Genomic DNA, 14,533 nt, shown 5'->3' with positions numbered 1-14,533 from the left:
TCCTCCTTAATTTGTCATTGACTCTTTGGAGCCAATATCATAATCATGCTGCGTCCTTCGAGCTTGGGTTGGCGCTCCACGGTACAAAGATCAGCAACTTCCAATTTCACACGTTCGAGAATTTTTTGACCCACATTAGCATGAGTAATTTCACGACCGCGGAAACGAACGGAGCATTTCACCTTGTCCCCTTCATTCAGGAACTTCACCACATTGCGAAACTTGGTTTGGTAGTCATGTTCCTCGATGTTGGAACGGAACCATACCTCTTTGATGTCAACGATCTTCTGGTTTTTACGGGCTTCCTTTTCTTTCTTCTGTTGCTCATAGCGGAATTTTCCGTAATCCATAATCCGACACACGGGCGGCTTCGCTTGAGGCGCCACGTTCACGAGATCCAAGTTTGCGTCAATCGCCATTTGCAAAGCTTCACGCGTCGGTGTAATCCCGATTTGTTCCCCATTCGCACCAACTAGACGTACTTCTCTCACCCGAATCTCATCATTGATCATATGTTCCTTACTAATAACCCTCCACCTCCAGAACCTGTTATTGTTGTATTGTGTTTAAGCACAAAAAAGGGATGACGACTACACAGCCGACATCCCTGTCTGATACTCAATTCATCATGAAAGTTCAATTCACAAATCATTGGATCATGACCAGCCGGCAATACCGGGCAGGTGAGAAGTCGGACCTTCTACTTGTTAATCCATCTTTTCAATTAACATACTCGAATATCTTATCACGGTGCAATCGTGGTGTCAACCCTTTAATGAAAAATGAATGACACCGATCTTCAGTCCTATTTCACCGTCCAATTAACCTTGCTTACTTTGAACCTCTTCCAAGCGAACGACACGCGTATGCTGGGTATGGCTCCATTGCTTATTGTTCTGTGTAAAGAACGCATAGACCGTAATCGGATACCACGAAATCGCATAGATCGGGAACAGCAATAAGTACAGATATACTTTTTTGAATGTGACCTTTTCCAAAATCATTGCGATCACAAAAGTAGCAACATTCAGACCAATAGCTATAACACCAGTCCAAGCTGGTAACTGTACATAGATGTTCTCGATATTAGGTCCACCAAAGAAGGCGATATCTATCCACATCGCTACTGTCATCAAGAAGGTGAGCAGTACGATATACACGTTCAGACCATAAAGAGCCATATCGAATTTAATCAGGCTTCTATGCTTGATACTTTGCCACAGCAACGGGAAAAAATAACGACGAGCAACAGTGAAGTGACCTTGCATCCAGCGCAGACGCTGTCTTGACGAGGCCTTGAATGTCAACGGCTTTTCATCATATACCTTGGCATCGTAATTAAATCTTGGATATACGTTGCACTGTGTGCAGCGCATGGTGAATTCCAAATCCTCTACCAGACTTGTCGCACCCCAGCCCATTTCCTTAAGCAGATTTGTTTCAAAGCACATGCCTGTACCACCGAGGAAATTAGCCATGTTCAGATTGTGACGTGACAGCTGCCACAAACGGTTGATGTACCAATAAGATACCCCGTATGCCGCTGTAATCCAAGAATCCTCAGGATTCTTAGTATCAATGTACCCCTGAATAACACGGGCACCTGTACACAGATCATTGTTCATTTCACTCAAGAAATTGGTATGCGCCAAATTGTCAGCATCAAACATGACAATAGCATCATATTGGCGCGGCATAGCCCATAATTCCTTGAGCATCCACTCAATAGCGTAGCCTTTACCACGCAGATTCGGATTCGTACGTTCACAAGCATTCATGCCGTGAGCGCGAACGATGTCCGCAGTCTTATCTGTACAGTTATCACAGATTACGAACACATCGTAAAGTTCCTTCGGATAATCAAGTTGCTTCAAATTTTCCATCAATGCTCCGACAACCTGTTCTTCATTGTGGGCAGCGACTAAAATGGCAAATGATTTTTCTGGAGCCGCGTGCTCTTTCCTTTTCTTGCGAACCAATCCGAACAAGGAGAATGCAAACTGATAGACTGCGATCACCGCCAGTATGATCTGGAGCGTCACGAAAATAGCGTCTAACATGATCTCTTGTTACCCCCTTTTTATACCCCTTAAAATCTTGCGTTTGTTTGTTTTCTATCTGTGTAGCGCAAGTTGCGGCGCTTTGCGCGCCTTTTCTGTAGTTTTTGACCCGACCCTTGCTTTCTTCATTGGCTGTGCGCAGCCCCCTTTTGGCTGACACAGGAATGCCATTACGATTTTCGTTGGTTTTCAATCTTTTGTCAAAGCCCTTAAACTGGTCTCAGCAGCAAAAAAACACAACAAACTCCCGTTTGAACCGGGAATGCGGCGCTGGGCTTCTCATTCATGACGCTTAGGTCTTATTTTCATCCATTTGCTAACTTTTTATTTCTTTGGTCCCTCCTTTTTGTGGGCCAATTAGCAACCACTTCTAAACACTCTATCTTATTAGACGGATGAACGCAAAGAAAGTTATACAATTCGGCTTATATTCCATTAACATTTTTGTGTAGAATTGAACCAAGTAATTTATGAATCTTTAGTGATTCTTGAAATGAACAGCGTTTAAAAATATGATGAGAGCAAGAGAATAATTACTTATGGTCTGATTATGTCAAAATGACTCAAAATATTTGCCGACTGACCTGAACCGGCAACCGGAGGAAACCAAATGCAACGTCTAGTCGTAAAACTTGTAAATCTGGAGCAGCAGTTGTTCAAATGGATCAACGGACGCTTACACAACCGTTTTTTGAACTTCTGGCTTTATTATCTCACACATTTAGGTGGGGCTACCTTTACTATAGCCTCCACACTCCTTATTTGGTGGCTCGCTCCGAATCCGTGGAAAGATTCCGGTATGAAGGGAGCCATCGCTCTCGGGGTCAGTCACATCCCCGTAGCTATCGTTAAAAGGCTGTATCCGCGGATTCGCCCGTATTTGGCGCTACCAGGTACAAATACATTCCGCAACCCCTTGTCGGACCATTCTTTTCCCTCAGGGCACACGACCGCTATTTTTTCAGCTACCGTGCCTTTTATGCTACAGTCACCGATGCTAACACTGTTGCTGTTGCCTGTAGCGACAATTGTAGGTTTTTCTCGGATTTATCTGGGTCTCCACTACCCAACGGATGTACTCGCAGGAGCGGTCATCGGAACGTCTGCAGCAATAGGAACGGTTGCATTCTGGCCTTAAAGCCGATATGGTATGATTGAGAACATCCCAGCAGGAACAGGTGAAATGAGAGTGGCTAAAAAACGAGTGTTATTATTATCGGAAGGTTTCGGTGCCGGACATACTCAAGCTGCCTACGCGCTCTCAAGCAGTTTGCGGAAGCTTTCTCCGAATGTGCAGACAAGAGTGCTGGAGCTGGGGAGTTTTTTGAATCCAAGAATGGCCCCGCTTATTATTACAGCATACAAGAAGACTGTTGTATCGCAGCCTCGCCTAGTCGGATTGGTTTACCGTCATCAGTACAAAAAATCATTAAACCGTCTTACAACGCTCGCTTTGCACCGTCTGTTCTACACGCAGACCCGAAACATTCTCCGGCAGCTTCGTCCCGATTTGGTGGTATGTACTCACCCCATCCCAAGCGCGGTAATTTCACGTTTGAAGCGCTTAGGTTTACATGTTCCGCTTTGTACTGTCATTACAGACTACGATGCACATGGAACATGGATTAGTCCCGAGGTTGACCGGTACTTTGTATCTACGCCTGAAGTCATGCGTAAGCTGCGCGCGCGCGGAGTACCCGTCTCGAAAATCCAGGTGACCGGCATTCCCGTTCATCCAAATTTTTGGGAACATCCTGGGCACGATGAAATTAGAGAACAATTTGGACTTAAACCCATCCCGACCGTACTCGTTATGGGTGGCGGCTGGGGCCTTATGAATGACGAAGTCATACATCGTTCGCTTACTCAGTGGAGAGAAAACATTCAATTTATTTTTTGTTTGGGGCATAATGATAAAATTCGTCGTAAAATGCAATTGGATCCTAGGTTTAATCATCCAAATATTCATATCTTCGGATTTACACGGGAAATCGACAAATTAATGGAGGTATCGAATCTGCTCATCACCAAACCCGGCGGAATGACATGCACCGAGGGATTGGCCAAAGGGATTCCGATGCTGTTTCACAAACCTCTCCCTGGACAGGAGGAGGAAAATTGTCAATACTTTACGGCTCAAGGCTTCGGAGAACCGATTACTTCGCTGGATGTTGTCGTTAAATGGATGAACCGACTGCTACACGATTTTCCAGAAATCGTCCGCAAGCGACAGGAGCACGTCCATAATGTAGCGCGATATTATCCTCTTCAGAGCGCACAGAGTATTCTGGATATACTGGAACCGAACAGGGTGCTTTCCTAAAAGGAAGCACCCTGTCTTATTTTATCCGTTTGATCTGTTTTTATTTCCCATACTTTTCGAGACGTGTTTTTCCGTACTCTTCCAAAGCATCTTTGCCGATCAGCACCTCGACTCGATGAATATTCATACCTTTGCCCATGAACTTTTGTTCATATTCCGTCATGACATGCTCTTCGTTGATCCCCTCACGATGAAGGTTTAACGAAATATTCGTCATCTGCAAACCGCTATCGGCAAACGAATTCAGAGAAAACTCAAACAGTGTCTCCGAATCGGTCTTAAAATGAATTTGTCCTTTGCTGTTCAAAAGCTGACGGTACTTGTCCAAAAAACGCGGATGCGTCAAACGACGACGTGCATGCTTGGCTTTAGGCCAGGGATCACTAAAATTCAGATAAATGCGTTCAATCTCTCCTGGTTCAAAAACATTCTCGATCTGTTCAATGTTTGCCAGTGCCAATTTGATATTAGGCGGCGTATCAACCTCTGAATTACTCCAGGCCAGACGAGACTTTTCTGTTGCACGGCGAACCAGCTCATCATACATATCAAAGCCAATATAGTTAACCTCCGGATTCCGGAAGCTCATTTGGCTTATAAATTGCCCTTTACCCATACCGAATTCCACATGAATGGGACGATCATTACCAAAAACCTGCTGCCATTTCCCCTTATACTGTGCCGGCTCCAAGATGACTAGATCCTGCTGTTCTTCCAGACTTTCCCGTATTCCTTTTCTTCCGCGTAAACGCATGTTACTCCTCCATATACTCTGTTATCAAGGAAAAAGGAATTTCACCCCCGCTTGAAGATACGGAAATGAAATTCCTTTTTCAATATATTTGGATTGGGGTCCAACTAATTTAATTGTTCATAGTCTACCCCATCAGCAGGTGAAAAATCAATTGTCTTTTGGCAAGCCGCTCTGATTTTTTGACGTGCGGTCGTTCCAATCTGACGATCCTGCCCAAAACGGACACCAGTCAATGCCAACGCCTCATCAAAGGTTAACTCAACAGTAACTTTATCCATACGCGTCTTATCCTGCGCATTCATAAAAGATCACCTCACGGGTTATTTGTGATGGAACCGACGTGCACTTACCCTAAAACAGGCGATAGAAACAGCATAGCTGCCTCCCTGAAGAATAATCATTAGCAACGGATAACTTTTATCTTCAGGATCGAAAACAGTCCTTTTATTGTATGTCTGGTACCGCTTACAATATAACACATTGTGTAACCTTTTTCAATCCGCAACGCCATAAAATCCGCACATTTTATTGACTTGTTCGGTCAAATGATTCCCAATGAAGACTGATTTTTGTTACAATAGGGTGATCGTAAAAAAAGGAGTACACCCATGAAAACAGATTTATTGCCTGCTCCTCTCCTGTGGGGAGATAAACGGTTCCATACTTGGAATTACGAAATGCGTGAGCAATTTCAAAATAAAGTGTTCAAAGTCATGCTGGATGCGGGTTTTACCTGTCCGAATCGCGATGGTTCCATCGCTAAAGGGGGTTGCACCTTTTGTAGCGCACGCGGATCGGGTGATTTTGCTGGGCGTCGTCGTGATGATCTGGTCACCCAGTTCAATACGATTCGGGATCGGCAGCATCTAAAATGGCCAAACGCCAAATATATTGGCTATTTCCAAGCCTACACTAATACGTATGCTCCCGTTGAGGAACTGCGAGAATACTTTGAGGTTATTCTGGAGCAGCCAGGCGTTGTCGGTCTGTCCATCGCTACACGTCCTGATTGCCTGCCTGACGATGTAGTGGATTACCTTGCCGAGCTAAACGAACGCACGTACCTGTGGGTTGAAATGGGTCTGCAAACTGTCCATGAATCGACCTCAGAGCTGATTAACCGTGCTCATGATACTCAATGCTATCTGGATGCGGTGGAAAAGCTGCGCAAGCGGAATATCCGCGTGTGCGCCCACATTATTTATGGTCTGCCCCAAGAGACGCATGAAATGATGCTCGATACGGGACGTGCAGTAGCGGCTATGGATGTGCAGGGCATCAAAATCCACCTGCTGCATCTCATGCGCAAAACGCCCATGGTCAAGCAGTATGAAGCGGGATTGCTACGCTTTCTGGAAAAGGACGAATACGTTAAGCTGATAGTTGATACGCTGGAGATTTTACCTCCCGAAATGATCGTTCATCGGTTAACCGGAGATGCCCCACGCGATTTGCTAGTGGGACCCATGTGGTCGCTTAAAAAATGGGAAGTGCTTAATGCCATCGATCATGAACTGAAGTCACGTGAAACGTGGCAGGGAAAATACTGGAGGCAACCTTAAATGGGGTTCCTATCCGTCCTGAGCTACGCTCATCAATTGGTGGCTGCGCGGGTGCAGCCAGGTGATACTGCTATAGATGCCACCGTCGGCACAGGAGCAGATACGTTGTTTCTGGCAAAAGCTGCTGGCAAACGGGGCCGTGTCTATGGCTTCGACATCCAGCAAGAAGCACTGCATTGCGCCCGTCGTCGACTGGAAGAAAACGCTTCGCCTTCATTAGCAGAAGTATCGCTACTGCTACAAGGTCACGAGCAAATGCGGGAGGCCGTTCCAGACATGCTGCATGGCAAAGTCGCTGCGGTCATGTTTAACCTCGGCTACTTGCCTTCCGAAGGCGCCGATCCTACTGTCATCACCCATACAGACAGTACGCTCGTCGCACTTGATGCTGCCTTACAATTGCTGCGACCACGCGGCATTCTGACTGCCGTACTCTATCCAGGGCATGCTGGAGGCAGCGAAGAAGCAGAAGCCGTCCTTCAATGGGCTTCAGCTCTCCCGGTCTCCAGCAGTCAAAGCATTATTTATCGTCAATTACAACGAGCCGCTTCGCCTTACGTAGTGGCGGTTGAGAAGAAATAATGTCGGATTTTAAACTCAGGTTATGAGCGGCTTTTTTAGCCGCCTTACATATATCATTTTTCAAACTCGTTTGGGCTCTATTCATCCCAGTTTATTGCCCCAGCGGCACGTTATTGATTTCCCTATTCTGTTAGGTCGCACTCATTACTCATTATGGAGGAGAGAAATTATGCTAAAGCCATACCCGCTGCAATTTCAACCTGAGTTCAAAGAGAGAGTTTGGGGAGGACGGGCCTTAGAGCAATTTGGTCTAACCCCACCAGAAGGACATATCGGTGAAGGATGGATGATTGCCGATCATCCAAACGGAACAACAACGGTCATCAATGGTGAGCTGGCAGGCAAAGGACTGGATGAAATCCGCGAGACCTACGGGCAGGATTGGCTCGGGGCCAAGGGTGTATCGGAAAAAGGCGGACGATTTCCACTTTTGATTAAACTACTGGATTGTAATGATGACTTATCCGTTCAGGTGCATCCGACAGATGATTACGCAGGACTTCCAGCCGGAGAATTAGGGAAAACTGAAATGTGGTACGTGCTTGATGCCAAGCCAGATGCCAAGATTATTTATGGTCTGACCGAAGGTGTAACTCGCGAGAGTCTGCGCACAGCTCTTGAAAGTGGGGACATCCTCGGCAGTTTGCGCCAGGTTCCAGTCGAAGCAGGCGATACGTTCTTCATTCCCGCCGGAACCGTACATGCACTGTGTGCAGGCGTTGTCGTTGCTGAAATCCAGCAAAATTCGGATACTACCTATCGCTTATATGACTACAATCGCCCCGGACTAGACGGCAAGCCTCGTGAGTTGCATATCGAGGATTCCCTCAATGTAACCTCCTACGAGGGTGCAGGTGCAACAACGATGAAAACGGACGGCTTACAGCCTGGAAAATGGCTCCAGCTGGCTGCCTGTGAGTATTTTGTTGTGGAAAAGGGTATCGTAGATGGAAGTTGGGCACTTTCTACAACGGAAGACAGCTTCACCATTCTCGTGATTTGTGAAGGCAGTGGGACCATAACATGGAACAATAATACCGAGTCTCTTTCCTGTAAAGCTGGAGATTGCTTCCTGTTGCCTGCTAACCTGAGCGGTTACACGCTGAATGACGGAATGACCGTACTTAGATCTTATCTTCCTTAAAGCTTAAAGGATGTGATGTCTAATTATGCGGGAATACACCTTCACCATCGCTGAAAATGACGGAACAGAGCTTTTTGCCTACCGCTGGCTGCCTGATCAGAATTTGCCCATTAAGGGGATTGTTCAAATTTCGCATGGTATGTGCGAGACATCCTATCGCTACATTCGACTGGCCGAAAAGCTTACTGGTTGCGGTTATGGTGTGTATGCCAACGATCATATCGGTCACGGGCGCACGGCTGGTGATCCTGATAAGCTGGGTATGCCGGGAGCTAATGCGTTTAATCGAATGGCAAACGGCATGCTGGAGCTAGGCGAAATTGCGGCTAAGGAATTCCCTGATCAGTCTCGTTTTTTGCTGGGTCACAGCATGGGGTCCTTTTTAACCCAGAAAATTATGTATGATGATAGGCAAACGTATCACGGGTTTATTTTATCGGGAACCAACGGACGACGTGGTCTCCTAAAGCTCGGAGAGCAAGTTGCTCTACTGCAAGCCAAGCTGCAAGGAATGGATCATCGCAGCATGCTGCTCAACGCTATGGTCTTTGGCGGCTTTAACCGCGCCTTTCGTCCAGTGCGTACGGCGTTTGACTGGCTGTCCCGTGATCCTGAGGAAGTAGATCAGTTCGTACATGATCCATTATGTGGAGCTATTTGCACGACAGGCTTTTTTCTGGATTTTTTCAGGCTATTGCAAGAAATCCACTGGCCTTCCTCGCTGAAACACATCAATCCCAAACTGCCAGTTTATATTTTTGCCGGGGATCGTGATCCAGTGGGTTTGTTCGGTAAAGGTGTGTTGTCACTAGTGGAAATGTATCGAAGCCTAGAGCTTCAGGACATGGAGTATCGCCTCTATCCTGACGGTCGCCATGAGATGCTGCATGAAACAAACCGCGACGAGGTGATGAGTGACATCGTAGACTGGCTCGACCGTCATGTTAACACAGGGGTGACCTCTGTTTCCGCATTGTCTGGAGCCTTCGAGGCACCTGAACAATCAAACTCGCCCAAGTCATCAGCCTTGTGAGGAAATAAGAAAAGAAACCTTTAAAACCACGATCAAAGTGGGATTGAAGGTTTCTTTTTAATTCCTTTATATTTCATTTGGGTATAGTTTTAAAAATCACCATGCATTTCGTTCTCTCAAGGAAGTAATATGAGCTGTATGATGTTTGCCATGCCAGGCATAGATGCCGATGTTTCGTTCCAGGCGGATCGTCTGGCCCGATTCAGGATGAATAAACGATCGATGTAGCTGATCTTCTCCCAACGATCGCAACACGGTCACCCACCGTTCATGCAGTCCTTCTAGCAATTGCAACGAAGGTTCCAGTGGAAGCTCCCTGGCGTCTGGTATTTCGGCCCAACGCCCCTCATCATATGGCTTGATCGTGGGTGTATCCTCCGTCAGTGCCAGCTTAAAACGGATATAGCTGTTCATATGGCTGTCTGCCACATGATGAACTACCTGCCGAATCGTCCAGCCCCCTTCGCGATAAGGCGTATTTAGCTGCTGCTCATTCAGTCCTTCGACCGCCTGACGTAGTTGTGCAGGCAATTCAGCAATATCGTGAATCCATGCGATAAGCTGTTCTTCTGTAATGGTATCTGGAACAACGAATGATCCTATCGGATAGCGCAAGTCTTTGCCCAAAACAGTTCCCGCCCTTCTCTACATCTACTGCCTGTCATATCAGTTGCCTTATGTTATAACTATGCAGGAAAAAAAGCAGACTCGCAAGAGTCTGCTTTTGTCATACACGTAAAGAGAAGATCCACTTACCTTTATTTTATCCTTCCAGTAACAATGATTCCGGATCTTCCAGCAATTCTTTAACCGTTACCAGGAAACGAACCGCCTCACTACCATCAATAATCCGGTGATCGTAGGACAACGCGATATACATCATCGGACGATTTTCCATGCGTTCCTCGTCGATGGCAATCGGGCGAAGTTGGATTTTATGCATTCCCAAAATACCCACTTGCGGCGTATTGAGAATTGGCGTAGACAGCAGGGAACCGAAAATACCTCCATTGGTTATAGTAAAAGTTCCCCCTTGCAAGTCGGCCAGAGAAAGTGAATTGGAGCGAGCTTTGCCAGCCAAATCTGCAATGCTCTTCTCGATCTCAGCAAAGCCAAGACGATCGGCATCCCGCACAACTGGCACGACCAAACCTTCCTTGGCAGATACAGCGATCCCGATATCATAGTATTTTTTCAGTACGATATCATCGCCATTAATCTCTGCATTCACGGTAGGGAAGCGCTTGAGTGCACCAACCACTGCCTTTGTAAAGAAGGACATAAAGCCCAAACCTACATCATGTTTTTCCTTAAACTTATCTTTACGGCGTTTACGCACATCGAGAATGGCGGTCATATCCACTTCATTAAAAGTGGTGAGCATGGCAGCTGTTTGCTGTGCTTCAACAAGACGCTTAGCGATCGTCGCTCTGCGTCGAGACATCCGCTGGCGTTCCACAGGCTTGCTGTACTCCGTTTGTGCTGGAGACGGAGGCGCAGGCTTGCTAGTAGCGGGAGACGTAGGTACAGATGCTGCACGTGACACTTCAGCGCTGTTATGCGTTTTTACGTCCTCCTGGAAAACACGTCCGAGCGGGTCCTTTCCCTGTACCTGTTCAAGATCAATCCCGCGCTCACGCGCCAACTTCCGGGCGGATGGTGATGCCGTCTGGCCATTCCCGTCGCCATTCGATGAAATAGGCGGTGCAGACTTTTCTTCTGCTTTAACGCCGCCTCCTACGGAAGACGGTGAAGTCGCTACGGACGGTGCTTCAGGCGCTTGAGTCGCTGCAACTTCTCCAGCACCGGTTGATTCCGCATCACCACTGCCGCTTCCGATCAAGCCAACAGCTTCACCGATGACCACAGTATCTCCCTCCTGACGAAGGATTTTCTGGACCACACCTGCTTCTTCCGCACTAATTTCCAGATTGACCTTATCGGTTTCCAGCTCCAGTAGAACATCTCCCTGTCCTACGGAATCCCCTTCCTTCACAAGCCATTTGGAGATTGTTCCTTCCGTGATGGATTCTCCCATTGCTGGCACTATAATATCGCTCACAGCCGCTACCTCCCAAGTGTAATATTGTTTTTGGAATCCTGCTTCAACGCCGATTGAATAATTCGCTGTTGTTCTAGGCTGTGTACTTGCTGATAACCGCTGGCCGGGCTTGAACGATCTGGTCTGCCTGCGTAACGAATTTCCGCTCCCTGTGGCACTACATTCCGCAGACGAGGTTCAATGTAACTCCAAGCCCCCATATTTTTAGGTTCTTCCTGAGCCCATACGAACTCCTTAACATGCGGGAAGCGGCCGAAAATATTCCGAATTTCCTCTTCCGGGAAAGGGTATAGCTGCTCCACACGAATAATATGCAGACGCTCTTCTGCCTCATTCTTATCCTTTTCCAATGCTTCTTCGAGATCAATGGCAATCTTGCCACTGCACAGTACAATGCGCTCTACACGATCCGGACGTGCCCCCAGACCAGGCTGTTCCAACACAGGACGGAACGCTCCTTCGCTGAATTCAGAAGCAGGCGAAGCGACACGATTATTACGAATCAGGCTCTTCGGCGACATCATCACAAGTGGACGGGCTTCCTCACTTTCGCTTAATGCAGCCTGACGGCGCAGCAGATGGAAATACTGAGAGGCACTGCTCAAATTAGCGACAGTCCAGTTATTTTGTGCGGACAACTGGAGAAAACGCTCCAGACGTGCGCTCGTGTGCTCTGGTCCTTGTCCTTCGCTACCATGCGGTAACAGCATCACCAGACTCGATTTCTGTCTCCATTTAGCACGGCCCGCAGAAATGAATTGGTCAAAAATAACCTGTGCACAGTTAGCAAAATCGCCGAATTGCGCTTCCCAAATCACTAACGTTTCAGGAGAATACACGTTATAGCCGTATTCAAAGCCGAGGACAGATGCCTCAGACAATGGACTGTTATGAATACTGAACGAAGCACGTGCTTCCGGCAAAGTATGCAACGGGCAATGTGTACGGCCTGTTTCAGGCTCATGCAGCACGAGGTTACGGTGAGCAAATGTAGCTCGCTCCGCATCCTGACCTGTCATACGAATAGGCTTGCCGTCTGCGAGAATGGTGGCCAAAGCCAGCGTCTCCGCCAAGCTCCAATCTACCTTTTCTCCCTCGTTCAGAGCGGTTTTTCTACGCTGTAAAATTCGATCCAGCTTCGGATATACATGAAAAGCCTGTGGCCATTTGAGCAAGTTTTCATTGATTTGGCGCAGCTTTTTCAATTCCACTGCAGTACGTACCATAGAACTCTGATTCTTTTTCGCCTTCACAGGAGTCATTTCCGGCTCTTGTTCCGGTTGATTCTTCACATGCTCATGCGCTTCCTTCAGTCTGGTTTGGACCTTTTCAATGAGGCCGGCACTAAACGCTTCATCCACAACCCCCTGCTTCATCAGCTTTTGAGTATACAACTTGCTCACCGTCGGATGATTCTTCACCTTACGATATACCAGCGGTTGTGTTGTTTCCGGGTCATCGGATTCATTGTGACCATAACGACGGTAACCAATCAGATCAATCAGAAAATCCTTCTTGAAACGATTGCGGTATTCGCCAGCCATACGAGCAGCTGCAATACAAGCTTCGGGATTATCCGCGTTCACATGCACAATTGGAATTTCATAGCCTTTAGCCAGATCACTGGCATAACGGGTCGAACGGGAATCGACACTTTCCGTTGTAAAACCCAGACGATTATTCACAATAATATGGACCGTGCCGCCATTACGGAAGCCACGCAAATTCGTGAAATTAAGTGATTCTGCCACGATACCTTCACCTGGGAAAGCCGCATCACCGTGCATAATAATTGTAGCTGCCTTGCTCACATCCAGCTTCGGATAACCAGCCTCACTGCGGTCTTCCTGTGCAGCTCGTGAAAATCCTTGTACCACTGGATTCACATATTCCAGGTGACTTGGGTTATTCGCCAATGTCAGACGGGCCTGCACCGCTCCCCCATCTTTTACAAAACGATCAGCACCCAGATGATATTTCACATCGCCAGTCCAGCCGTAGTTAATTCCTGTGGAACCTTCCGACGGGATCAAATCTTTATTCGGCGAATGATGAAATTCAGAGAAAATTTTACTGTAAGGCTTGCCCAGCACATGAGCCAGTACATTCAAACGGCCACGATGCGCCATACCCATCAGGACATGACTTGCTCCTGCATTTGTGGTTAGACGAATAATCTCGTCGAGTACAGGGACAAGCACATCATTACCCTCAATCGAAAAACGTTTCTGTCCGACGAATGTTTTATGCAAAAACTCTTCGAACTGTTCTACTTCTACCAATCTGCCCAGCAACGACTTGCGTTCCTGTGTTGTGAGTGGCTTGGAGGACCAGCCGGATTCTGCATAGCTGTTCAGCCAGCGGCGTTCCTCCTCGTTATGAATATGACTAAATTCATAGGCAATCGGACCTGTGTATGCTACACGTAACCGTTGAATGGCTTCCCATCCGTTAAGTGTTCCCGCAGGAGCGTTATCCCATATTAAAGAGGCTGGAAAAGCCTTTAAGTCTTGTTCAGTTAAACCGTAAGATGCTGGATTAAGCAAGCGTGTATCCTGCTCTGCATCCAGTTCCAGCGGATCGATTTGGGCGGCTAAATGTCCGTATTCACGGATATTCCACACCATTTTCCCTGCTGTAACCGCTTTCTGCAATGTGTTCGAATCAAGGTGCCCCAAAGCACTTGTGGGGGGGCCTTGCAATTTGTTGTCTATCATGGAAGCAGCCGAGTATTCGGATTGTGGCGGCTCACCCCATTGATCAAACAGCTCGCGGTAAGCCGGATCAACTGTTCCGGGGTCCGCTACATACTTTTCATACTGGTCCTGCACATAACCTAGATTAGGTCCGTAATACGCCTGCCAAGGTACCTGTCTGCTGCTCTCTTCCATTGTCATCTCGTTCCCTCCGTCAAATTTTGAAATTCATAGCTGGACGGAAATCATTTTCATTTTTTTATTAAGTCTTCAATTTAAGTTGTTCACAATATGCTCACATTATATGAAATCCTTCA

At 47.1% G+C, this 14,533-nt stretch carries 13 protein-coding genes; 6 read left to right on the top strand and 7 right to left on the bottom strand.

Going from position 1 to position 14,533, the window contains the following annotated elements:
- Positions 1 to 14: 14 nt before the first annotated feature.
- Together infC and ACUUJN_RS07520 are read right to left on the bottom strand one after the other, a co-directional pair.
- Positions 15 to 512 (bottom strand): translation initiation factor IF-3, encoded by a 498-nt coding sequence (gene infC, locus ACUUJN_RS07525; protein WP_013309378.1) that lies wholly within the window; start codon positions 510 to 512, stop codon positions 15 to 17.
- 309 nt (positions 513 to 821) lie between these two features.
- A complete protein-coding gene (locus ACUUJN_RS07520; RefSeq protein WP_023987754.1) occupies positions 822 to 2,060 on the bottom strand; it encodes a glycosyltransferase family 2 protein in 1,239 nt (412 codons plus the stop codon).
- A gap of 610 nt (positions 2,061 to 2,670) precedes the next feature.
- On the opposite strand from ACUUJN_RS07520, the gene ACUUJN_RS07515 reads away from it, so the two are divergent.
- On the top strand, positions 2,671 to 3,198 hold the full coding sequence (locus ACUUJN_RS07515) for a phosphatase PAP2 family protein (RefSeq protein WP_013309376.1): 528 nt from the start codon (positions 2,671 to 2,673) through the stop codon (positions 3,196 to 3,198).
- 51 nt (positions 3,199 to 3,249) lie between these two features.
- Positions 3,250 to 4,383 (top strand): MGDG synthase family glycosyltransferase, encoded by a 1,134-nt coding sequence (locus ACUUJN_RS07510; protein WP_023987753.1) that lies wholly within the window; start codon positions 3,250 to 3,252, stop codon positions 4,381 to 4,383.
- Between the two features lie 40 nt (positions 4,384 to 4,423).
- Here ACUUJN_RS07510 and trmB read toward each other — a convergent pair whose 3' ends face one another.
- Together trmB and ACUUJN_RS07500 are read right to left on the bottom strand one after the other, a co-directional pair.
- Complete coding sequence (trmB, locus tag ACUUJN_RS07505; RefSeq protein WP_023987752.1) at positions 4,424 to 5,137, bottom strand: tRNA (guanosine(46)-N7)-methyltransferase TrmB; 714 nt, start codon at positions 5,135 to 5,137, stop codon at positions 4,424 to 4,426.
- A gap of 104 nt (positions 5,138 to 5,241) precedes the next feature.
- A complete protein-coding gene (locus ACUUJN_RS07500; protein ID WP_013309373.1) occupies positions 5,242 to 5,439 on the bottom strand; it encodes a hypothetical protein in 198 nt (65 codons plus the stop codon).
- Positions 5,440 to 5,745: 306 nt separating this feature from the next.
- Here ACUUJN_RS07500 and mnmL point away from each other — a divergent pair, with 306 nt between their 5' ends.
- The 4 genes from mnmL to ACUUJN_RS07480 all read left to right on the top strand — a co-directional run bounded on the left by mnmL (position 5,746) and on the right by ACUUJN_RS07480 (position 9,458).
- Positions 5,746 to 6,699, top strand: coding sequence for a tRNA modification radical SAM protein MnmL/YtqA (gene mnmL, locus ACUUJN_RS07495; protein ID WP_028542970.1), 954 nt, complete (start codon positions 5,746 to 5,748; stop codon positions 6,697 to 6,699).
- Positions 6,700 to 7,281 (top strand): tRNA 5-(aminomethyl)-2-thiouridylate-methyltransferase MnmM, encoded by a 582-nt coding sequence (gene mnmM / locus ACUUJN_RS07490; RefSeq protein WP_023987750.1) that lies wholly within the window; start codon positions 6,700 to 6,702, stop codon positions 7,279 to 7,281. It begins immediately after the preceding gene.
- A gap of 169 nt (positions 7,282 to 7,450) precedes the next feature.
- Positions 7,451 to 8,425, top strand: a complete 975-nt coding sequence (locus ACUUJN_RS07485; RefSeq protein ID WP_023987749.1) for a type I phosphomannose isomerase catalytic subunit — start codon at positions 7,451 to 7,453, stop codon at positions 8,423 to 8,425.
- A 25-nt stretch (positions 8,426 to 8,450) separates the two neighbouring features.
- Positions 8,451 to 9,458, top strand: coding sequence for an alpha/beta fold hydrolase (locus ACUUJN_RS07480; RefSeq protein WP_023987748.1), 1,008 nt, complete (start codon positions 8,451 to 8,453; stop codon positions 9,456 to 9,458).
- A 96-nt stretch (positions 9,459 to 9,554) separates the two neighbouring features.
- Here the strand turns inward: ACUUJN_RS07480 and ACUUJN_RS07475 are convergent, their stop codons facing one another.
- The 3 genes from ACUUJN_RS07475 to ACUUJN_RS07465 all read right to left on the bottom strand — a co-directional run bounded on the left by ACUUJN_RS07475 (position 9,555) and on the right by ACUUJN_RS07465 (position 14,417).
- Positions 9,555 to 10,085 carry a YfiT family bacillithiol transferase gene (locus tag ACUUJN_RS07475; RefSeq protein WP_023987747.1) on the bottom strand — a complete coding sequence of 177 codons (531 nt, stop codon included), beginning with the start codon at positions 10,083 to 10,085 and terminating at the stop codon, positions 9,555 to 9,557.
- 136 nt (positions 10,086 to 10,221) lie between these two features.
- Entirely contained in the window at positions 10,222 to 11,520 is a 1,299-nt protein-coding gene (odhB, locus tag ACUUJN_RS07470) for a 2-oxoglutarate dehydrogenase complex dihydrolipoyllysine-residue succinyltransferase (RefSeq protein ID WP_053324955.1), read from the bottom strand.
- A gap of 5 nt (positions 11,521 to 11,525) precedes the next feature.
- Complete coding sequence (locus ACUUJN_RS07465) at positions 11,526 to 14,417, bottom strand: 2-oxoglutarate dehydrogenase E1 component (protein ID WP_023987745.1); 2,892 nt, start codon at positions 14,415 to 14,417, stop codon at positions 11,526 to 11,528.
- Positions 14,418 to 14,533: the final 116 nt, after the last annotated feature.

The organism is Paenibacillus sp. LRG-1, assembly GCF_057220305.1.
Note: the sequence above shows the minus strand (reverse complement) of the source record. Positions and strands in the feature narration are given on the sequence as shown.